Origin of the sequence: Phaeobacter sp. CECT 5382 (assembly GCF_001457775.1) — a bacterium.
Classification (GTDB): Bacteria; Pseudomonadota; Alphaproteobacteria; order Rhodobacterales; family Rhodobacteraceae; genus Pseudophaeobacter.
Genome location: NZ_CYSG01000012.1, coordinates 38,017 through 58,689 on the forward strand (window position 1 = coordinate 38,017; position 20,673 = coordinate 58,689).

At 59.5% G+C, this 20,673-nt stretch carries 16 protein-coding genes; 7 read left to right on the forward strand and 9 right to left on the reverse strand.

The window, feature by feature from the left end; genetic code table 11:
* Positions 1 to 78 precede the first annotated feature (78 nt).
* The 3 genes from PH5382_RS13370 to PH5382_RS13380 all read right to left on the reverse strand — a co-directional run bounded on the left by PH5382_RS13370 (position 79) and on the right by PH5382_RS13380 (position 4,249).
* On the reverse strand, positions 79 to 1,302 hold the full coding sequence (locus PH5382_RS13370) for an urea ABC transporter substrate-binding protein (RefSeq protein ID WP_058334897.1): 1,224 nt from the start codon (positions 1,300 to 1,302) through the stop codon (positions 79 to 81).
* 58 nt (positions 1,303 to 1,360) lie between these two features.
* Complete coding sequence (locus PH5382_RS13375; RefSeq protein WP_058334898.1) at positions 1,361 to 3,001, reverse strand: flotillin family protein; 1,641 nt, start codon at positions 2,999 to 3,001, stop codon at positions 1,361 to 1,363.
* 132 nt (positions 3,002 to 3,133) lie between these two features.
* Positions 3,134 to 4,249 (reverse strand): substrate-binding domain-containing protein, encoded by a 1,116-nt coding sequence (locus PH5382_RS13380; RefSeq protein WP_058334899.1) that lies wholly within the window; start codon positions 4,247 to 4,249, stop codon positions 3,134 to 3,136.
* A 128-nt stretch (positions 4,250 to 4,377) separates the two neighbouring features.
* On the opposite strand from PH5382_RS13380, the gene PH5382_RS13385 reads away from it, so the two are divergent.
* The 3 genes from PH5382_RS13385 to PH5382_RS13395 all read left to right on the forward strand — a co-directional run bounded on the left by PH5382_RS13385 (position 4,378) and on the right by PH5382_RS13395 (position 9,474).
* Positions 4,378 to 4,803, forward strand: a complete 426-nt coding sequence (locus PH5382_RS13385; protein WP_058334900.1) for a MarR family winged helix-turn-helix transcriptional regulator — start codon at positions 4,378 to 4,380, stop codon at positions 4,801 to 4,803.
* A 251-nt stretch (positions 4,804 to 5,054) separates the two neighbouring features.
* Positions 5,055 to 6,368: an efflux RND transporter periplasmic adaptor subunit gene (locus tag PH5382_RS13390; protein ID WP_058334901.1), complete on the forward strand. Its 1,314-nt coding sequence runs from the start codon at positions 5,055 to 5,057 to the stop codon at positions 6,366 to 6,368.
* Between the two features lies 1 nt (position 6,369).
* On the forward strand, positions 6,370 to 9,474 hold the full coding sequence (locus PH5382_RS13395; RefSeq protein ID WP_058334902.1) for an efflux RND transporter permease subunit: 3,105 nt from the start codon (positions 6,370 to 6,372) through the stop codon (positions 9,472 to 9,474).
* Between the two features lie 73 nt (positions 9,475 to 9,547).
* Here the strand turns inward: PH5382_RS13395 and PH5382_RS13400 are convergent, their stop codons facing one another.
* From PH5382_RS13400 to PH5382_RS13410, 3 genes are all read right to left on the reverse strand, one after another.
* Entirely contained in the window at positions 9,548 to 10,015 is a 468-nt protein-coding gene (locus tag PH5382_RS13400) for a nuclear transport factor 2 family protein (protein WP_058334903.1), read from the reverse strand.
* A 26-nt stretch (positions 10,016 to 10,041) separates the two neighbouring features.
* Complete coding sequence (locus tag PH5382_RS13405; protein ID WP_058334904.1) at positions 10,042 to 12,180, reverse strand: FAD-binding oxidoreductase; 2,139 nt, start codon at positions 12,178 to 12,180, stop codon at positions 10,042 to 10,044.
* Between the two features lie 95 nt (positions 12,181 to 12,275).
* A complete protein-coding gene (locus PH5382_RS13410) occupies positions 12,276 to 12,905 on the reverse strand; it encodes a glutathione S-transferase family protein (protein WP_058334905.1) in 630 nt (209 codons plus the stop codon).
* 207 nt (positions 12,906 to 13,112) lie between these two features.
* Between PH5382_RS13410 and PH5382_RS13415 the strand changes: the two genes are divergently transcribed.
* The gene (locus tag PH5382_RS13415) at positions 13,113 to 14,021 is read left to right on the forward strand and encodes a LysR family transcriptional regulator (RefSeq protein WP_058334906.1); all 909 of its coding nucleotides are present in this window, start codon (positions 13,113 to 13,115) and stop codon (positions 14,019 to 14,021) included.
* A gap of 17 nt (positions 14,022 to 14,038) precedes the next feature.
* On the opposite strand, the gene nagA is transcribed toward PH5382_RS13415, so the two are convergent.
* Complete coding sequence (nagA, locus tag PH5382_RS13420) at positions 14,039 to 15,241, reverse strand: N-acetylglucosamine-6-phosphate deacetylase (RefSeq protein ID WP_058334907.1); 1,203 nt, start codon at positions 15,239 to 15,241, stop codon at positions 14,039 to 14,041.
* Positions 15,238 to 16,134, reverse strand: a complete 897-nt coding sequence (locus PH5382_RS13425) for a glucosamine kinase nucleotide-binding domain-containing protein (protein WP_082645671.1) — start codon at positions 16,132 to 16,134, stop codon at positions 15,238 to 15,240. Before PH5382_RS13425 ends, nagA begins: the two co-directional genes overlap by 4 nt.
* 273 nt (positions 16,135 to 16,407) lie before the next feature.
* Between PH5382_RS13425 and PH5382_RS13430 the strand changes: the two genes are divergently transcribed.
* From PH5382_RS13430 to PH5382_RS13440, 3 genes are all read left to right on the forward strand, one after another.
* Positions 16,408 to 17,160: an IclR family transcriptional regulator gene (locus PH5382_RS13430; protein ID WP_058334908.1), complete on the forward strand. Its 753-nt coding sequence runs from the start codon at positions 16,408 to 16,410 to the stop codon at positions 17,158 to 17,160.
* 138 nt (positions 17,161 to 17,298) lie between these two features.
* A complete protein-coding gene (locus PH5382_RS13435) occupies positions 17,299 to 18,699 on the forward strand; it encodes a selenium-binding protein SBP56-related protein (RefSeq protein ID WP_058334909.1) in 1,401 nt (466 codons plus the stop codon).
* A gap of 15 nt (positions 18,700 to 18,714) precedes the next feature.
* Positions 18,715 to 19,386, forward strand: a complete 672-nt coding sequence (locus PH5382_RS13440; protein ID WP_058334910.1) for a hypothetical protein — start codon at positions 18,715 to 18,717, stop codon at positions 19,384 to 19,386.
* 32 nt (positions 19,387 to 19,418) lie between these two features.
* On the opposite strand, the gene PH5382_RS13445 is transcribed toward PH5382_RS13440, so the two are convergent.
* Complete coding sequence (locus tag PH5382_RS13445) at positions 19,419 to 20,345, reverse strand: carbohydrate kinase family protein (protein WP_058334911.1); 927 nt, start codon at positions 20,343 to 20,345, stop codon at positions 19,419 to 19,421.
* Between the last annotated feature and the right edge of the window lie 328 nt (positions 20,346 to 20,673).

Below are 20,673 nucleotides of genomic sequence, written 5' to 3' on the forward strand. Positions count from 1 at the left end.
GCCAGTCTTCCTATACGTTCCCCGTTTTGGTCAGGGCCGCTTGATGCTGCCCTGACCTGATGCATGTGACAGCGGGCGTCAGATCTGGATTTCGTATTGGGTGTTGTCATTGGGATTGGTGCCCAGATCGCAGACCGCCTGCGTGTCAATCGGCTGGCGCTGCGGCAGGGTTTCGATCACCTGCATCTTCTGACCCTTGAACTCCATCAGATGCACGTCAAGCACCGCATGATGGGTTTTGGCATCCACGGTGATCTTGCCGCTGGGCCCATCGATCGAGATGCCGCTCTCCATCGCTGCGATCAATGCGTCACGATCCAGCGAGCCCGCCATATCCACGGCTTTGGCCCAGGTCTTGACGCCCTGATAGGTCGACACGGCTGTTTCATGGATGTTGTCGCTGCTGCCATAGGCTTTAGCCCAGGCCGCCTTGAAGGCGGTGTTGGCGGGTGTGTCCAGTTCCTGGCTGTAGTTATAGGCGACCATGATGCCGTCCCCTTCTTCGGCAGTCAGCACCTTTTGCTCGTTGCCAACCCCCAGCGTGGTCGAGGCCAGCGGGATTTTGCCCTTCATGCCAGCGGCAGCCCATTGACGGAAGAAGCTTAGATGTGCGCCGCCTACGAGTGGGGCGATCACCAGATCCGGCGCCGCGCCCTGGATTTTGGCCAGGGTGGAGCCAAAGTCGCTGACGTCCAGTGGGAAGAAGTCAGTGCCGACAACTTCGCCGCCATTGTCGGCAACAAATTTCTGGATCCAGCGCGCGGTGATCTGGCCGTAGTTGTAATCAGCCGCAAGAATATAGACTTTTTTGCCGGCCGCTTTGCCCATGGCATAGGGCACCAGGGCTTCGACCTGCTGCGCCGGGGTGACGCCATTGATGAAGATGTTGCGATCGCAGACGCCGCCTTCATAGAGCACGTTGTAGAAATAGGGGGTTTTGGTCTTGCGCATGGTCTGGCGGATCGCCTCGCGCGAGGCAGACAAGATACCACCATGCACCACATCGACGCGATCCTGACGGGTCAGCTGTTGACCATATTGCGAATAGAGCGCCATGTCGGATTGGGTGTCATAGGCAAAAACCTCGACCTCGCGGCCAAGGATCCCCCCGGCGGCATTGATCTCTTGTACCGCCAGGCGCACGGCCTGATCCATCGGTTTGCCGTAGGCATCAAAGATGCCAGAGGTGTCGTGAATGGCCCCCAGTTTGATGCTGTCTGCGGCAAAAGCTGCGCGCGGCAGTAGTGGGCTGGCCGTGAGCGCCGCAGCGGCGCCAAGGAAATTTCGTCTGTTCAGAGACATGGTATCATCCTCCGTTAGGGTCTGTTGGGGGTTGGAAAAAAAGGGGTGACTTTAGGCGTCACTCTTTGGGTTTGTCAGAAGTGGGCGGAGCAGGCTTTGTGTCTTTGGCTCTGATGCGGTTGGCATAATCCGCCGTGCGCCCGGCAAGATTCGCGTCAAAGTCGAGACCGATTTCTTCGCCCATCTGCTTCATCGCGGGCAGGCGCACCGCCATGCCGAGGATCTGATCCATTGCTGCCCCAAAGGCTCCGTCGACGCCTTCGACTGTACCGCCTGTGCCGGTCTGGCCACCCATGCCACCGACACCGCCGATCTGGTTGATGCGGATCGAGTCGATTTTCTCGACGGGTTTCATCATCTGGGTCATGATTTCCGGCATCCGGTCCAGTTTGCGCTCTTCCAGACGCATGCGGATCACGGCATCGCTCAGGGCGTTTTCAGCACTGTGAAGCGCGGCGCGGCCTTTGGCTTCGGCCTCCATCACCTGCTGCGTGGCTGCGGCCTCAGATGCCTTGGCTTTGGCATCGGCCTGGGCGCGTGCCAGTAATGTTTCGACATCGCTTTTGACGCGGGCCGCCTCCAACGCGCTGTCTTTGTCTTGCTGCATCAGGGCCATTTCACGCTCGCGGGTATTGATGGCCCGGTCTTTTTGCGCCTGCACTTCTTCGGCGGCCAGGATGACCTGCGCCCGAGAGGCTTCTGCGGCAGCCTTCGCTTCGGCCTCCTCAGTGCGTTTGCGCGCCAGCTGGATTTCAGTGTCGATCTTGGCCTGTTCCAGCGTTAGAAGGGCGGCCATTTCTGCCTGTCGCAAGGCCTCGTCGCTGTGTACCTGCGCTGTTTTCGTCGCCTGTTCCTGCGCAATGCGAGCTGCTTCGGCATCCTGGCGGGCACTGGCGTGGGCTTCGTCTGCGCGGGCATTGGCCAGAGCTTCGGTTCGGGCGAGATGCTCCGTCTGGGCGATTTCTGCCTCGCGTTCTGCCTGGTGTAATTCCAACTGGCGCTGATGCTGTGTCAGGCGATATTCCCGCACGGCAATTTCAGCGCTGGTTTCTGCGGCAACACGGGCCTTGCGCTCATCCGCGATCAGCTCTGCCAAATGGCGCATTCCTTTGGCGTTGAAGGCGTTGTTTTCGTTCATCTGCGCAAGATCGCTTTGATCGACGCTCACCAACGAGGCGGAAACCAGCGTCAGGCCAAGCCGCGCTGCCTGATCCTCGACCATAGCGGCGACCCCACTGGTGAATCCGGCGCGGTCCAGGTGGATTTCGTCCAGATTGCGGGTGGCTGCCAGTGTCTGGATCGCATTGCTGAGCGGGCCTGCGAGAACCTCGGAAATGGCCTCGCCGCTGCGGGCAATGCGGTGACCCAGCGCCTGGGCTGCGGTGGCGATGCTGTCGGCCTCCGGAGCGACACGCAGCTCAAACTCCATCTCGATATCGGCGCGCAGCTGGTCGCGGGTCAACACCGCCTGCGGGCCTGTTCGGGTGCTGTTCAATGCGGTGGCTTGCATCGACACCCGCTGCAGCTGATGGAGGATCGGCAGGGCGATACAGCCACCATCCGTGAGAACGCGGCGACCGCCTAAGCCGGTGCGTACCAGTGCTGTCTCGAGGCTCGCCTTGGCGAAGAAATTCTGTAGAAACCAGATGCCAATCAGCGCCGTGATAATGAATGCAACAAGTGCCAGTGCCCAGATCAAACCCGTTCCTCCCAATCCTGTCTGACCCAATGCAATTGCGCAGTGGGCCCGGTTGACCTAACGGTGGGAGAATTTAGTTTCCAATTCAAGTAAAATGTTTGAATTGGAAATTAATAATTGTAATGATATGATTTATAACATTTTTACGATGTTAAACTGAAGTCCATCGGCCCGTGCTAGATAGACCGGTGCACGGCTGTTGCCAGTTTGATGGCCCAAGTGGCGCCCGCTTTTATGCGCAACCGGCAGCGGATCATGGGCGCCTTTTTGCTGCCAAACCCCCGGATGCGCCCCGATCAGGCCCGCAAGATAATGCACCCCCTCATAAGTCGACTGACCCAGAGCATTGAGCACCGGCGCCTGCGGGCCATGCAGGGCGTAATAGCGCTCTTTGAAAGCGGCATTTGCCTCGGTGGGCAGGACGCCAAAATAGGTCGAAGCCGAAAACAGACGCTGCAGATTGGCGGAGCCACAGGCCAAAAGCCCGTTTTCCTCGAGCGCGCAGGACAGCCGGATCATGCGCCGATGCAGATCTGCCCGCCCAAAGGCGCGATTGAAATCAACGGCGTCCTGACCCACCAGTGACAGCAAAACCGCCTCGGCACCCGAACTGGCCAGCTCTTCGACCAGAGCATTCATCCGCCGCAGCCCAAAGGGAACATAGCGTTCCATAGCGAGACCGGCCCCCATGTCCTGCAGGCAGGATTTGGCAAAACTATGCGAGCTGCGCGGCCAGACATAATCGTTGCCGATCAGGGCCCAGGATTTGGGGCGGTAGGTGTGCTGCAGGTGGGTGAGGGCCGGGCGCAGCTGTTCCGCCGGGGTTTCGCCAATGGCATAGAGCCCGGCGGTGGTTTCACCGCCCTCATAGAGTGGCGTGTAGATATAGGGCACCCGCTGGCGCACGACCTTGCTCAGCTGTTGCCGGACCGCGCTGATATGCATACCGACGATGGCGTCAATTGCTGCGGTGTCGATCAGCCGGTTGATCACCTGTTCGATGGGTTCTTCGGCTTCGAGTGCTGCGTCAATCATGATCAGCTGAACCTTGCGCCCGGCGATGCCACCGCTGGCGTTCAGCTCCTTGGCCGCGACCTGGGCGCTGGAAATGCAAGACGGTGCCCAGATCCCGGCAGAGCCGCAGAGCGGTATCAACAGGGCAACCCGAAAGGCTTCGTTGCGGCCAAGATGGCTACGGCTGTGCAGATCCGCCAGCTCGATCGGCATTTTTGGTTGCATCAGCGTCATTCTGCCCAGGGCCCCTCAACCCGTTTTCGCGGCCGTTTTCGCGAAACAGTGACCGAGATCGCAACATTGCAATTGAAATTACTTTCCAAGTCAAATAAATTCGACCTGTCAGCGTTCAGGTGAGATCCATGACCCTTCAAGACAGCCCATTTCACAGGCAGATTTCCTACGCCCTAGCGGCGGCGCACCGCAAAGTTGCGCAGGGGTTGACTGCGCGTCTGAAAAAACACGGGGTCCAGATTGAAGCCTGGCGGGTGATGGAGCTGCTGGATGGCGATGCGCGCCTCACCATGGGGGAGCTGGCCAAAGCGGCCTTGATCAATCCGCCGACGCTGAGCAAGCTTGTGGATCGTATGGTGTCGGATGGGTTGGTGCATCGCCAGATCGCGGATGAGGACCATCGCCAGATCAATCTGTTGCTCACGGATCTAGGTCGTCTGCGCATGTTGCAGATCCGCGAAGATGTGGTGCAACAGGATCTGCAGTTGCGCGATCAGATGGCGCAGGAAGACAGCAAACAACTGCTGGAGCTGTTGAGCCGTCTGGCCGGGTAGCTGCCGCTGGGAGCAGCTGCACAAACCGGTCTGGCGGTCTGGTTTCGGGCAAAATTATTACAGCGCTATTCTTCTTTGAAATTCTGACGCAATATCCGACGGAAACGCGCCGGTGTTCCGTGTCTGGTTGTGGTGCTCTTTTACCTTGGGCACCCGCTGAGCTGGACCAATGTCAGAAAGTAGCCTTGATGAACCTTCGCCCCCTTCTTGTTATTCCCCCTGTTGTACTTGGTGTTCTGGGGTTCATATGGATGACCTCCCGTCCGGTCTCAGAAGGGGCTGCCCCACCAGAGACGGCATTGGTGGTTCGGGTGTCGCCCGTGGAGCCGCGCGCGATCATTGCCACAGCCACGGGGTTCGGTCGGGTGGTCGCCGAGCACAGCTGGTCCGCCATCGCAGAGGTCCAGGGGCGGGTTACCGGGGTTTTGCCGGGGTTGGATATCGGTAGCATCGTGGAAAAAGGCACGGTGCTAGTCGAGATTGATCAGACCGACAATGAACTGTCGCGGCAAAAGACCCTGGCCAATATCACAGCAGTTCAGGCCGACCTGGCAGAGCTGGCCCGACAGGAAGAAAACTCAGAGCGTCTGCTGAAGGTCGAAACCCGTATTCTTGAAGTGGCCGACGCAGAGCTGGCGCGGGTGCAATCCCTGTTGGAGCGAGGCGCAGGCACTCAGGCCACTGTAGATACAGCGGAAAAAGCGCTTTTGGCGCAGCAAACCTCGGTCACCGATCTGGCCAATACGCTGGCGCTATATCCGGCTCAGGAGGACGCGTTGCGGGCAACCCTTTTGGTGCGTCAAGCGGAGCTCGCGGAAGCAGAGCGTGCCTTGGAAAAATCGACCATCGTGGCCCCGTTTCGCGGTCGCGTCGCCAGTATGGATGCCGAGGTCGGCCAGTTCGTCGGCACTGGAGACAACCTGTTGTCACTGGACAGCACCGCGGCTGCCGAGGTGACAGCCGAAGTGCAGCCCACCAGTTTTGGCCCAGTTGTCTTTTCGGCGATAGAGACTTCTTTTCTGGAACAGGGCACCTTTGATACCAGCCAATTTATCGAAACTTTGCAACGCCTTGGCGTTCAGGCCAGAGTGGAGCTGACCACCTCTGATGCGTTTGATGGCTGGGAGGCAGAAATTGTTCGACTGCGCGGGACGATGGATGCGGAAACCGGCACTATGGGTATTGTTGTCCGGGTGGCCGATCCGCTGACCTCGCAGCCCGGAATGCGCAGGCCGCCGCTTCATACCGGCAGTTTCGTCCGCGTGGTGTTTTCCAGTGCCCCCCGTGCAGGCAGCATAGCCGTGCCCCGACATGCCGTTCATGTAACAGATCAGGGGCACCCCTTTGTCTACATAGCAGATGTCGAGGATCGTCTGGCCATCCGCGAAGTCACACTGGGCCAGGTGATTGGCGGCGAGGTTCTCATCCGGTCCGGGCTGGCGGGCGGCGAAACTCTGATACTGGGACAGCCGAGCCCGCCGGTGTTGGGCATGAAGCTGACACCGATCTCTGATGCGCAAACTGGGGCGGATAACACCGCAGCGGTTTCGGGCGAAGGAAACTGATATGATTTCCTTTTTTGTGCGCCATCCGGTTGCGTCAAACCTGATGATGGCCCTGCTCTGCATTCTGGGGTTCAGTGTCCTGAGCAGCCTGGAACGCGAGACCTTCCCTGAATTTACCGCCTCGACCGTCGGGGCAACGGTTGTCTATCCCGGTGCCTCGGCGCGGGATGTCGATGAAGAGATCTGCAACCCGCTTGAAGATGCCCTGACCGGCACCAATGGGTTGACGGAACTGACCTGCCTTTCGGTGGATGGCTCCGCCACTGCAACAGCAGAGCTGGAGGAGGGGGGCGATCTCACCCTGTTTTTCAACGATGTGTTTTCGGCAGTCTCCGGCATCAATGATTTCCCGACCGATGCGGAAACGCCCACCGTTGAAATCCTTGCCCGCAGCGATCTGGTGGCCCTGGTTGCCGTCTCGGGCGTGCATGGAAAACAGGGGTTGATTGAATATACCGACCAGCTGGCCGACCGGTTGCAGACCCTGCCGGGGGTTGCGGACATTGCGGTCTCGGGGATCACCGACCGCGAACTTCAGGTGGTGTTCAATGAGGAAACCTTGCACCAATATGGGCTGTCGACCCGCGACATCGTTGATGCGATCAGCGCGCGCAGTCTCAGCCAGCCGCTGGGCAGTGCAGAGCTGAATGAAAACAGCATTGTTTTGCGCTATACTGATACCCGTCGCACGATTCAAGATCTGCAGGATCTGATCGTGCTGCAAAATGACTCCGGCAGTTTTGTGCGCCTCAGGGATCTTGCCGAGGTGCATCTGATGGATACCGATGAAAACATCGAATCCTTCATTGATGGTGATCAGGCCGCGATCATTTCGGTCTCCAAGGCCAAGGAAGTCGACAGTATCCGGGTCTTTGAGGCGGTGCACGAAGTGCTTGAGGCGGAGCGCGCAGCCTATCCCGATCCCTTTCGGCTGACCGTGACCAACAACATGACCGAACTGGTCGAAGAGCGTCTGAACCTGATCGTGCAGAATATCGCGCTGGGTCTGGTGCTGGTCTTTATCACCATGTGGCTGTTCTTTTCCCTGCGCGAAGCTCTGTGGATTTCGGCAGCTCTGCCGGTTTCGTTCCTGGGCACATTGTTCGCCATGAGCGTCTTTGGCATCACCATCAACATGATCACACTGGTGGCGCTGTTGATGGCGGTGGGGCTGATCATGGACGATTCCATCGTCATTGCGGAAAACATCGACAAATGGCGCGCACGGGTCGGCCCCGAAGAGGCCTCGGCGCGGGGGGCACTGGAAGTGATGCCCGGCGTTGTGTCGTCGTTTCTGACAACCGCCTGTGTCTTTGGGCCTTTGATGTTTCTGTCCGGCGATCTGGGCCAGATCCTGCGCTATATCCCGTTTGTGTTGCTGATCACCTTGGCGATCTCCCTCTTTGAGGGGTTCTTTATCCTGCCGCATCACCTCAACCAGGGCACAAAAGGCAAGCCTGAGGTCCACAAGACCCGCATGGCGGCGCGCGGGTTGGAGTGGCTCAAGGAGCGTTGTGTGTTGCCAATCGCGGCTAGGCTGGTGGCGGTGCGCTACCTGACGCTTGGGTCAGTAGTTGCCATCTTTATATTGACGGTCGGCCTGATCGCCTCGGGCTCGGTCAAAATGATCGGCTTTCCCGCCACAGAAAGTGACACGCTGACGGTCCGCTTTTCGCTGACCTCGGGGATTGCACGGGATCGGACTGTGGCGACTGTTGACCAGCTGTTGGCAGGGCTGCGTCAGGTGGATGCGGATCTTACACCAAAAACCGAAAGTGGCGCACCACTGGTCGAACGGGTTTTGGTACAATATGCGGTCAACTCAGAGGTTTATGACAACGGATCCAACACCGCGACCATTACGGTGGATCTGCTTGAAAGCTCCAAACGCAATGTGCTCGCCGATGATGTACTCGTGGCCTGGCGCGCTGCGGCGGGGCCAATCCCGGACCTGATCCAATCGTCGTTCTCGCAATCTGAGATGGGGCCGGGTGGCTTTGATCTTGATGTGGAACTCACTGGCTATGATCTGCAAGAATTGGAGGCGGCCTCGACCGCGCTGCGTAGCGCCGTTTTGCATCGCCCCGATGTGTTGGAGGCGTTCCAGGATTTTTACGGCGGCCGCCAGGAGGTGCAGTTGGCGCTGAACGAATATGGCTATCTCGTCGGGTTGACGCCACAAGGGCTGGCCGATCAGCTGCGCAGCGCCTTTGAGGGCACCGAAACGGACAGCTTTCGCTCCAACCAGTCCAATATGGCGGTGCGGGTCAAACTGGATGACACCGTGGCACATCTGACTGAGCTGGAGCAGTTCCCGATCCTTGTGGGGACTGGTGAGCTGGTCTCATTGGCGACCGTCGCCAATATGACGCTAAGCAAGGGCTATCCCACCATCACCCGAAAGAACGGCAAGGCGTTGGCGCGGGTCCGGGGGCAGATCGACAATGCCACGATCACCTCGGCGCAGATTTCTGCGGTGATCACCGATGAGATCGGTCCGGCCATTCTGGAAACCTATCCGGGGGTCGATATCGCCATCTCCGGGGCGACAGAAGAGCAGCAGGAATCGCAGTCGTCGCTAATGACACTGCTGATGCTGGGACTGATCGGTGTCTATATGGTCTTGGCCTTCCAGTTCCGCTCCTACTCTCTGCCGGTGGTGATCATGCTGTCGATCCCCTTTGCTCTGATCGGTACCATTCTGGGCCACTGGGGGCTGGGGATGAACATCTCCATGCCGAGCCTCATTGGCTTTGCCTCTTTGGCGGGGATCGTGGTCAACAATGCGATTTTGTTTCTCACCTTCTTTCAGAACCACCTCGAAGGCAGCGACTATGTTTCCGCTTCGCTGAATGCGGTGCGTGCACGGTTCCGACCGATCCTGCTGTCGACCTCGACCACCTTTGTCGGGCTGGTGCCGATCCTGTTCGAAACCAGCCCGCAGGTGCAGACGCTGGTGCCGACCGTGGTCTCGGTGGCCTTTGGTCTGCTGGCCTCGATGGTGCTGGTGCTGCTGGTGCTGCCCGCATTGATTTCGATCTATTTCGATTTCGTTGATGTGCGCAAATGGGTGGATCAGTTCGAGCCGGATGAAAACGTGCTCTGACTGTCTCGTTTGCGCTGAATGAAACGGGGCGCCAGAATATGGCGCCCCTCGGTTTTCAAGTGATCGGACGGTTTCAAAGGCCAAGATCCGAAAGGCCGGGATGATCGTCCGGGCGGCGTCCCAGCGGCCAGTGGAACTTTCGATCATCCTCTGCGATGGGCAGGTCATTGATGCAGGCAAACCGGTTCTGCATCAGGCCATTCTCACCAAACTCCCAGTTTTCATTGCCGTAAGAACGATACCAATTGCCGCTGTCGTCGTGCCATTCATAGGCATAGCGCACCGCGATGCGGTTCTCTGTAAAAGCCCAAAGCTCCTTGATCAGGCGATAGTCCAGCTCGCGAATCCATTTCGCCTCGAGAAAGGCCTGGGCCTCGGCCCGGTTGGCGACAAAAGTCGCGCGGTTGCGCCATTTGGTGTCGGGCGTATAGGCCAGCGCCACCTTGGCGGCATCGCGGCTGTTCCAGCCATCTTCGGCAAGGCGCACCTTTTGAATTGCGCTATCACGGGTGAAGGGCGGCAGGGGAGGACGGGTTTCCATTGGGGCTTCCTTTTCGGATTTTGGTGTTAGAGATCAAGTTCAAGCGGGGCGCTACCCTTGGCCAGCCGGGCGGGGCGGGCGCAGCACAGCAGCACTTCATCAGCTTCATGAGCGGCAGTGGGCGTCTTGCGATAGCTCACTGCCCCATGGCGCAGCCGGGTGGCGCAGCTGCCGCAGGAGCCTGTGCGGCAACTGAAGGCGGGGCTGTGACCATGGGCCTCGGCCAGCTCCAGCAGGGTGCCATCGGCGGGGCTCCAGCTATGTTCCGTGCTGGATCTGTTGCCGGTTGCCCCATCCGTTTTGGCAAATGTGACCAATGCCGCGTTTGCCTCATCCGCCGCAGGAACATCCTGATCCGTGGGCTGCGCGGTTTCATCCAGCCGCCGGGTCAGGCTGGCAGGGCCAAAGCCCTCGGCAAAGATCCGAACGTCCGCCACACCAAGATCGCGCAGGCTGTCATAGACCCCCTGCATGAAAGGCGCAGGCCCACAGAGGAAAAAATCATAGTCATCCAGCGCCAGAACCTGGCGCAGGGTATCTGCGGTGATGCGACCGGTACCGTTGTAATCGGTGCCTGGCTGTTCATCTGCCTTTGGGGCACTGACAATCGAATAGTAGCGGATCTGCCCCTCTGAGGTCTGCTGCAGGGCGCGAAAATCATCGGCAAAGGCGCGCTGGGCGCTGTTCTTTGTGGCATGCAGCACCGTGAGTGGACGCAGATGGCGGGTGCGCAGCCCTTCGCGCAACACGTGATTGGCCATGGAAATCATCGGTGTTATGCCAACACCGCCTGCCAGCAGCACGGCCGGGCGGGTCTCGGCGGCATCAATGAAAAAATCACCGCGTGGGGATTTCACCTCGAGCATGGCGCCGGGAATGATCTCATCATGCAGCAGGCGCGACATCGTTCCTTGTTCTTCGCGTTTGACCGAAATCCGGTAAAAAGCCTCTCCCGGGGCGGAGGAGATCGTATAGCTGCGGGTGAGAATGCCTTGGCTGGAACTGGCGCGCAGGGTCAGGAACTGACCGGCTTGGAACGGCAGAACGGGTGCGCCATCCGCAGGCTCCAGATAGAAAGAGCGGATGACGCTGCTTTCTTGCTGCACCCGCGCGACACGAAAGCTGCGCCAGCTGTCGCGGCGCGTTTCCAGCGCCGTGCGTTGGGCGGCCTCTCCCCAGGTATCGGCCAGCAGGGAATTGGGCGAGGCCGCGCCACGTTTGGCCCGAAAGGGCAGCGCATCGCGCAGCCACAGCCCATGCGACAGGGTAAACCGCCAGCCGCGTTCGGCGCCGCGAAATCCTTGGAGGGCGGGGTCGTCTTTCGCCAGCAGCTCGGTATGGCCGGTCAGGGTCAACATGGTGCCGGTTTCAAAATCAGGGAATACCAGCCCTGCTTTAGGGTTGAGCAGGAAGTTTCCGAAGGTGTTGAAATGATTGTTGCCAGGGAAATCCGGGATCAACAGTGTGTTGCCCTCAACCTTGATGAAACCGGGGCGTCCGCCGCGATGCGAGACATCAACGCCTTCATTGACGGGGTTGTCGCGGGCCGGGATGGCGCTGGCGACAAAAAACACATCTGCCGAAGCAATCCGGCGGCGGGCCTCGGCGTCAAACTTCTGAAAGATGGCAGAAGCGGAGCTAGGGCTGGTGTCTTCGGGCGCGCGCAAAAATTTCACATCGCGATGCTGGATGTATTGCGGACAATTGCCAAAGGACTGATCGACACGCAGGCGCATCTGGTCTGGTTCCAGCGATGTCACGCGCCCATTCAACCGATTGCGGCGACGGGTCTCAAGCTCGATGCCTAGAATGCCTAGGGGGGCACCGGGGCGCAGTGCCTTGCGGACCGGATCACTGGCAGGCGCGTTGAGCGCGATATCCAGATTTTGCGGGTCCGGCGATTGGGCAAAACCGGGGGCGCCGGGCAGCAGCGTTGCCCAGGGCCAGCCATCGGCATCGACCGCGCCGACCGCCAGAAAGGGCAGTTGCGCAAAAAAGGCGCGGTGCTGGTCGGGCATATAGGGGCGGATCACCTTGCGGCCAAACCGCTCCATCATCTCACGTTTGCCGTTTTCGGCCTGCAGGGCCTGCTCTCCGGCGTGAAACGGAGACGCGTCGGAAGCGAGTGTAGCGTCAAGAGTGGCGTCAAGCGTGGGGCGGTTCATGGCGGACCTCGTGAAATGACAGGGGCGGCAAGGGCGAAAAAAACGGTGTCTCTGGGGCAAAGCGGCTGCCCCAGAGAGGGAGGTGGGCTGCGGGATCAGGCGGCAGCAGCAGACAGGCCGACCGGGGTTACGGGCATCGGCTTGAAGCCTTTCAGTCCTTCGATATTGGCGAGCAGGCGGCGCACATTCGGATAGGCCTCCAACGAGACATTCCCTTCGGGGGCATGTGCCGTGTAAGAATAGATCGCCACATCCGCGATGGTGGGGGTGGCGCCGACCAGGTAATCACGCCCCTCCAGATGCGCCTCGAGTTTGTTCAGGAACCGATCCGCAATCATCTGGCAGAAATCGGCATCAAATGGCGCGTTGAAGACAGTGATCAGCCGTGCGGCAGCCGGACCAAAGGCCAGATCACCTGCCGCCAGTGTGAGGAACTTCTGCACCTCGGCCTCGGCTGCCGGATCACTGGGCAGATAGGCAGGGGCATACTTGCGGGCCAGATAGACCAGGATGGCGTTGGAGTCGGAAATCACCACCTCGCCATCTTCGATCACCGGCACCTGGCCATTGGGGTTCAGCGCCAGAAAGGCGTCGCTTTTCTGAGCGCCATTGGCGAGGTCAACATTGACCACCTCATGGGCGATGCCGGCGAGGCTGGCAAAGAGTTCAACCCGGTGGGCGTGACCGGAGAGGGGAAAGCTGTGGATACGCAGTGTATTGGACATTTGGATCTTCCTCGACTGAGCCCCGATTGAAGGGGATGCTGGGGCATTGGTGGTATGGGTGGCAGCAGGGATGGTGCCGCCGTTTCGATGAGGAAGAGATACATTCGGAATGGTCAGGTGATAATTGACTTTCTTGTGGAGTGAGTGTGTACATTTTGTGGATAGTTGGCCTGCAAGGCGCAGCTGAAACAGTTGGAGACCGGATCGATGGATACCCTGGATTGTATGCGGGCCTTTGTGGCGGTGGCGGCTCAGCACTCGTTCACGGGCGGTGCGCGTCAGATTGGCATCAGCACCAAACTGGCCAGCAAATATGTCGCCCGACTGGAGGAGCGTCTGGGTGCGCAGCTGTTCAATCGCACCACACGATCGGTCACACTGACAGATACCGGGCAGGCCTATCTCGAGCGCTGCATCCCCCTGCTGGACCAGATCGACGAGATGGAAGGCGTCATTCAGGAGCGCCAGTCAGAGCTGGCCGGTCCGATCCGCATCACGGCCCCCACCGGCTTTGGCAGCCGCGAGCTGGTGCAGGCGGTGACGCCGTTTCAACAGGCCCACCCCAAGGTTCGGATCGAGATGCTGCTGTCGGACTATCACGCCCCCATCGTGGAAGAGGGGATCGATCTGGCGATCCGGTTTGGCACCCTTCAGGATTCAACGTTGGTGGCGCGCAAACTATGCGATATGCGTCTGGTGGTGGTGGCTGCCCCTGATTATCTGGCGCAGCATGGCGAGCCGGGCCACCCACGGGCGCTGGCCACCCACAACTGTCTTCTGCTGCTGTCTGCGGCGCAGCCGGATCAATGGAAGTTTCAGACGGATGATGGTGTTCTGACGGTGCAGGTGAACGGGCATTTTCGCGCCAATTCACCGCGTGCGGTGGCGCATATGGCGGCAGGCGGGCAGGGCATTGCCCGTTGTCCCTACTATACCGTCAAACCTTTTGTTGAGGCAGGAGCGCTGCAGCTCTTGTTTGCGGATCAGGAGGCCGGACCACTGCCGCTATATGTGGTCTATCCGCCCAGTCGTCACCTGACGGCGCGGATTCGGGCGTTGATCGAACATCTGGCGCAGTGGTTCCAGTCTGCTGAACAAAACCAGTGGGCCCCCTAGGGCAATTTCCCTTGATCTCAGGCTGTCGGTGTTGGTGACGCAAACAGTGGTGCCGCACTGGTAAGGTCAGCCTGGATGCGGATGAAATCCACCTCCGCCATGCCAAGGGCTGTGCTATCGCCTTGCCAGTGCCCAATCACCTGCCGCGGTGTGGTGACGGCGGCCGCCAGGGCCTGATCCAGCGGCAGATCGCAACTGTGCTGTAGGTTACGCACGGCTGTGGTGAGGTCGAGATCGGCCCCGGCCAGCGTGCCATCTGCCAGCGTCAGACGCCCGTTGCGGCGCGAAATCCGGCGCCCTTCGAGCTGGAACTCATCCATGTCGGTGCCCGCAGGGGCCATGGCATCACTGACCAGAAACATTTTGCCTGTCGGCGGTGGGAGCGCCGATTTGCCGACGCAGGCCATCCATGCTGCGCGCAGGCTGGCCGGGTGGACATGGATGCCATCGGCAATCACCCCAGCATGGAGGCCGGGCGCGGTGAGGGCCGCCCCCACCAGACCGGGCGCGCGATTTCCCATCTGGCTCATGGCGTTGAACAGATGGGTGACGCAAGAGACCCCAGCGGAGGCATAGGCCATGGCTTGCTCAAAATCCGTATCACTATGGCCGAGCGAGACCAGCACACCGGCCTGCACCAGACGGTGCACCTGTTGCAGGCTGACGTTTTCCGGAGCAATCGTAACCATCAAGGTTGGCAGCGTTGCCGCTGCCTGTAACAGCAGGTCCAGATCCGTGTCGGTCATTGGCCGGATCAGAGCGCCATCATGGGCCCCCTTGCGTGACAGCGCCAGATGTGGCCCTTCGAGATGCAAGCCGACAATGCCGGGCACCCCGGCGGCAATGGCCTGCTGAACCGCCTGAACTGCCTGCGCTGTCTTTTCCGGCCTGTCGGTGATCAGCGTTGGCAGGATCGCAACCGCGCCAAGGCGACGGTGTGCGCTGGCAATGCGTTGCAATCCGGTGATGGTCGGGGCTTCGTTCAGCATGATGCCATCCCCGCCATTGACCTGAAGATCCAGATAGCCGGGGCTGAGGAATGCGCCTTTCAGGTCGACAAAATCAAGCTGGTTTTCCGAAAGCTGTTCCGAAAGGTGTTTCGGCAACTGTGAATAAATGCGCACCAGTCGTCCGCCCGAAAACTGCGCCACGCTGTCGCTATGCAGCCTCTGGCCATCAAAGATGCGGCCCCCACCATAAAATCGATCGGTTCCGGTCATGAGCTCTGCGGTCCCTGTTGGGCGCGGTGTCGGGCAAATTTGCGCGCTAGGGTGAGGGCCCCATCCAGAGGAGGCCCTGCGGGCGGTGCAATCTGCGCCTGCATCTCGGTCGGCAAGTCGTCGCGATACTGGGTGGCAAGCCCCCCGGTGAGGCACAGGGGCATCTGCGGCGTCCAGCCAATCTGGGGCAGCCTCTTTGCGATTTCTTGCGCGCCTGCCTTGAGGAGAGCCCGAGCAAGAGGATCTTGCCGGTCTGCGGCAGCTGTAATGCGCGGAGCCAGGGCGCCCATCTCGGCCGGGGTGGCCTGGGCGGCAAAGGCAACAATATCGGCGGTCGTGCCAAAATGGGACAAAAGCTCGTGGCTCAGCCGGCTTGCGGGACGGGTGCCATCCTCGACCTCCAGACAGGCAGACAGGGCGCATCGCCCCAGCCATTGCGCCGAAGCTTCATCGCCCAGAACCGGCCCCCAGCCGCCGATGATACGGCGCTGACCGCTGATCAGGCTGGCCAAAAAGGAGCCGGTGCCGCAATGGGCAATCGCGCCATCCCGGTCTCCAAGAGCGCCGCAGAGGGCTGCAGGCCTGTCATCCTCGACCTGGCAATGAACAAAGGGCAGCGCCGCGCCTATCCGCTGGGCAATATCCGCACTGATGACCCCCGCCAGACCAAGGTAGACGGGTATTTCTGCCAAATCCATCAGCGTGCAGTCGGCCTCTTTGGCCAGTTGAGACAGGCCATCTTTTAGCGCCTGCACAGTGGCAGAAAAATCGGAGGAGGCATTGGCAGCACCGGCTTTAGCCGTGATGCGCTGATCACCCTGCGCCAGGACGAAACGGCAGTGGGTGCCGCCGCCGTCAACGGCAATGATCGGAGCTGTCGGGTCAAACGTCATAGGAAAACCTTTGCAATACCTCCTCTCGGAATGGAAGTGGCTTTCTGTCGTGCCAGCGCAGTTGCGCAACCGCCATGCCCGGACCGTCTGTTTGTGCAGGGAAGTATTGGAGGGAGCATAGCCGGTGTTTGTTTCAGTTTTCTATGTGCAGAGGGTCGCAAATCTATCGTGAAAAAACTCAACTTTGCGCCAGGAATTCTCCTGAAAGCTTGATCAAATTAGGATTTGGCTCTCACATAACGAGACGCCGTCTCATTATGTGAGGGTTTTTCAATGCATCTTGATCGCCTGATTGAAGTTCTGGAAGTGGTTGCCACCGCTGGGCGGCCAGTGACGGCTCGCGAGGTGCAGCAGGCCACCCGGATCCCAAAACCAACGAGCTATCGTCTGTTGCAGAGCCTGCAGGATCAACGTCTGTTGCAGGCGCAGGGCGGCGATGGCGGCTACGTGATTGGTGACCGCCTGATCCGTATCGCCCTTCTGGGGAAATCCGATCTGGATGTATGCCAGGTCGCGGCCCCATTGTTGCAGGGGGCAACGGCCGCCTTCAATGAGACGGTGTTTCTGGCCCGGTTCCGTAACAGCCGGGTTGAGCTGATCCATGTGGAAACCCCGCGTGATCCGTCTCGCGCCTATATCCATCCCGGCCTGGGAGAGCGGCCGCTGCACGCCTGTTCCTGTTCCAAGGCGATTGCCGCCTTTGCGGAACCTGACTTTCAGGATTTCATCCTGCGCCGTGCCATGAGGAAATATACCGAGCACACCAAAATCACAGCGGCCCAGCTGCGCCAGGATTTCGACCAGATCCGCGCGCAGGGCTTTGCCGATTGTGATCAGGAGATCGACATCGGCGTCGCCAGCGTCGCCGCACCAATCATGGTTGGCAATATCGGTGCCTCTTTCAGCGTCGGCGCGGTGGGTCCCATCCGCCGCTTTCAGCCGCAGTATCGCCGCCAGATCGGCCAGGAACTGACTGTTCTGGCGACAAAAATTAGTGGGGCCATTCAGCTGTGTCCGGCAGCATAACTGTCTAGAAATAAATCTTTAATCACAATGGAGGGTGCAGAGAATTTTCCCGAATACCGGCCCCGGAGGAGCAGCATATCCACGCTGTCGGGCCCAAGAAAACGTTCAAAGACGTAAGACATTCAAAGGGAGGAAATAATGAATTTACGACCAGATCCAACATTTCACGCCTCGCCCAAATTGGCGATGCAGGCCCCGGTTGAGAACTACGCCTTCACGGTGATGCTCAGCCCTGATGGTTCGCAGTCCGACGGCATTGCGGTTATCGATTTGCAACCAGACTCAAAGACATATGGCGAGATCGTGCATCAGGTGATCGTGCCCTACAAAGGCGACGAATTTCACCATTTCGGCTGGAACGCCTGTTCCTCGTCGCTGTCGCCTCTGTCGGGTCATGCCTTTTTGGAACGGCGCTATCTGATCGTGCCGGGCATCCGGTCTTCGCGGATTTACATCATTGATGTGAAGGAACCGCTTGAGGCCAAGATCCACAAGATCATCGAGCCGGAAGAGGTTTTTGAAAAGACCGGCTATTCGCGTCCCCATACGATCCATTGCGGTCCCGAAGGCATTTATGTCTCGACCCTGGGTGGCGGTGGCGAGGATGGCACAGATGGCCCACCCGGCATCTTTATCATGGATTGCGAAACTTTTGAGATCATCGGCCGCTACGAGATGGATCGCGGCAAGCAGGACAAGCACTATGATTTTTGGTGGAACCTGCCGCAGGACTACATGGTGAGTTCGGAATGGGGGCTGCCGCCACAATTTGAGGGCGGTATAGTGCCCGAAGATCTGTTGTCGAACAAATACGGCCATTCCATCCATTTCTGGGATCTGCGCGCGCGCAAGAACATCCAGACGATGGATTTTGGGGACAACTATCAGATGGCGCTGGAAATCAGACCGGCCCATGATCCGACCAAATCCTACGGGTTTTGTGGCGTGGTGGTGGATACCACCAATCTGCAGGGAGCGATCTTTACCTGGTGGCGCGATGACGATGGTACATGGCAGTCGAAAAAAACCATCACCATCGATCCGCGCCCGGAAGAGGCGGACAACCTGCCCGACCTGCTGAAAGGATTTGGTGCGGTGCCGCCACTGGTCACCGATATCGATCTCAGTCTGGACGACCGGTTTCTCTATGTGGCTTGCTGGGGGCTGGGAGAGATGCATCAATACGATGTCACTGATCCGATGAACCCCAAACTGGCGGGTAAGGTGGAGCTTGGCGGTATTGCCCGGGGCACCAAACACCCCAATGGCAATGGGTTTGCCTATGGGCCACAGATGGTCGAGATCAGTCGCGACGGTAAGCGAGTCTACTGGACCAACTCGCTCTATTCCAGCTGGGATGATCAGTTCTATCCGGGCGACAGTGGTGGGCAGATGGTGATGGCCAATGTTGGCGCGGATGGCGGGCTCAAGCTTGATCCGGATTTCTACGTCGATTTTCCCAAAGGCTATCGCAGCCATCAGATCCGGCTGGAGGGCGGCGACTGTTCGACAGACAGTTTCTGCTACCCCTCGGTCTAGAGGGAGGTCGCCTGAATGGACGTTGGCGGTCTTTCGGAGGCGGCCCTCTGGGGGGCCGTCATCCTATCCGGCATCTATCACGGGGTGAACCCGGGCATGGGCTGGCCGCTTGCGGTTTCAGCCGCTTTGATGGAGCAGCGCGGGTTGGCGCTGCTGCGCGCCTTTGGACTGTTGGCGCTGGGGCATTTCCTGGCGATGCTGGCGATCCTGCTGCCCTTTTCGCTGATGATCGTTCTGGTGCAATGGCAGATAGAGATTCGGGTGGTGGCCGGGGCGACGGTGATCGCCATGGGGTTGTATTTGCTGATCAATCGAAAGCATCCGCGCATTCTGGCACGGGTACATCCGGCGCGGTTGGCGCTCTGGTCGTTTTTGGCGGCCATGGCGCATGGGGCCGGGCTGATGCTGGTGCCAATTTTCCTGGGTCTTTGTGCCATCGACCCTGCCGAGACCGGACATCTGGCGGCCCAGAGCCTGATGGCAGGAAACTTGCCGACCGCCCTTTGGGTCGCCGTGGCGCATACGGCTGCGATGACCCTAGCTGGCGGCAGCGTGGCTCTTGCGATCTATCTCTGGCTGGGGCTCAAGTTTCTGTCCAGAACTTGGTTCAATCTTGATCTTGCCTGGGCCATGAGCCTGGTGTTGGTCGGGGCGTTTGGGATCACTTCGGCGCTTGGGCATGGCTAGGCATGCGCCCGGAATTAGGTGGGTGCCCTGAACTACATTTCAGCGGCCCAGGGCGGGTTTGCTCCGGCCCTGGAAACCGTGACCGCAGCAGCTCGCGCAGCATGCTCAAGCGCCTCTTGCAGTTGTGCAGGCGACAAAAAGGGCAATTTGGCTTTATGTAATTGGCCAAACTCTGACAGCATGGCCAGCAGTCCTGCATTGAAGGTGTCCCCGGCGCCGACGGTGTCGGTGACTTCGACAGGTGTTGCGGCGACATGCACCTGGGTGCCATCAGCCAGATAACCGCTGGCGCCCTCGCGACCGCAGGTCAGGATCATGACCGATGGCCCCATGTCCTGAATGGTTTCGACCTTTTCACGCCGGGACAGCGGAGCGGGCAGGAGCCAGGCCAGATCTTCGTCGGAGAGTTTCACGATATCCGCCTGCTGCATCATGCGCGCCAATCGAGCCCGGTAGAGGGCGGCGTCACGGATGAAACCGGGGCGGATATTCGGATCGATCATGACGGCCCTGTCATGACCGTCCCGTTCCAAAAGGGCCACGTAGGTCTCGGCCCCCGGCTCGCAGACAAGGCTGATCCCCCCGAAAAAGAGCGCGGATACCTCTGGCGGCAGGGGGTGCAGGGCGTCTGGTGTCAGCATTCGCCCGGCTGAGTTTTCGTCAAAAAAGCTGTAGTTGGCCTGCCCGTCGACCAGTTGCACGAAGGCCAGTGTCGAGGGGCGGTCGGATGTGATGATGAGAGATGTGTCCACATGACTGGCCTTGAGAGCGGTACTGAGCTGTTGCCCGAACATGTCGCGCGACAGGCCGGTCAGCATCCCGGTGCGCGCACCAAGCCGCCCGAGTGCGATAGCCGTGTTGAAGACCGCACCACCTGTATGGGGCACGAACCCCGCCTGCCCGGACAGGGTCGGGCCGGGGATCATATCGATCAGCGCTTCGCCGCAACACAGGATCATAGAATTTTCCTTTCCCAGCACGGTCTACTTTCGCAGTCCGGTTTCACGGTCAAACTGAATGTATCAATGCTTTCTCGGGAGAAAAGTTCACTGAGCGCCCTTTCGGCGAGGGGTGTTATTTCTGCCTTTGTGATGACCTCGGCCATCCACGTAGGAAATCAGATGCCGCAGAGCTTGCTCGTCGAGATGTACCAGATGAGACAGCTTGGAAAGCTGCAACGCCTTTAGATTGTTCATAATTTCCTGGGTGCGCAGTTTTCTGGCTGAATGAAGTGTGCAATGCAACATCCTGATCTGAAAAGTTGCGCCAAGCAGAGCACCCGGTCAG

Bases quoted from the DNA above. Each gene is read 5' to 3' on its own strand.
- PH5382_RS13370 (WP_058334897.1), bottom strand. From the start codon at position 1,302: ATGTCTCTGAACAGACGAAATTTCCTTGGCGCCGCTGCGGCGCTCACG.
- PH5382_RS13380 (WP_058334899.1), bottom strand. From the start codon at position 4,249: ATGACGCTGATGCAACCAAAAATGCCGATCGAGCTGGCGGATCTGCAC.
- PH5382_RS13385 (WP_058334900.1), top strand. From the start codon at position 4,378: ATGACCCTTCAAGACAGCCCATTTCACAGGCAGATTTCCTACGCCCTA.
- PH5382_RS13390 (WP_058334901.1), top strand. From the start codon at position 5,055: ATGACCTCCCGTCCGGTCTCAGAAGGGGCTGCCCCACCAGAGACGGCA.
- PH5382_RS13395 (WP_058334902.1), top strand. From the start codon at position 6,370: ATGATTTCCTTTTTTGTGCGCCATCCGGTTGCGTCAAACCTGATGATG.
- PH5382_RS13400 (WP_058334903.1), bottom strand. From the start codon at position 10,015: ATGGAAACCCGTCCTCCCCTGCCGCCCTTCACCCGTGATAGCGCAATT.
- PH5382_RS13405 (WP_058334904.1), bottom strand. From the start codon at position 12,180: ATGAACCGCCCCACGCTTGACGCCACTCTTGACGCTACACTCGCTTCC.
- PH5382_RS13410 (WP_058334905.1), bottom strand. From the start codon at position 12,905: ATGTCCAATACACTGCGTATCCACAGCTTTCCCCTCTCCGGTCACGCC.
- PH5382_RS13415 (WP_058334906.1), top strand. From the start codon at position 13,113: ATGGATACCCTGGATTGTATGCGGGCCTTTGTGGCGGTGGCGGCTCAG.
- nagA (WP_058334907.1), bottom strand. From the start codon at position 15,241: ATGACCGGAACCGATCGATTTTATGGTGGGGGCCGCATCTTTGATGGC.
- PH5382_RS13425 (WP_082645671.1), bottom strand. From the start codon at position 16,134: ATGACGTTTGACCCGACAGCTCCGATCATTGCCGTTGACGGCGGCGGC.
- PH5382_RS13430 (WP_058334908.1), top strand. From the start codon at position 16,408: ATGCATCTTGATCGCCTGATTGAAGTTCTGGAAGTGGTTGCCACCGCT.
- PH5382_RS13435 (WP_058334909.1), top strand. From the start codon at position 17,299: ATGAATTTACGACCAGATCCAACATTTCACGCCTCGCCCAAATTGGCG.
- PH5382_RS13440 (WP_058334910.1), top strand. From the start codon at position 18,715: ATGGACGTTGGCGGTCTTTCGGAGGCGGCCCTCTGGGGGGCCGTCATC.
- PH5382_RS13445 (WP_058334911.1), bottom strand. From the start codon at position 20,345: ATGATCCTGTGTTGCGGCGAAGCGCTGATCGATATGATCCCCGGCCCG.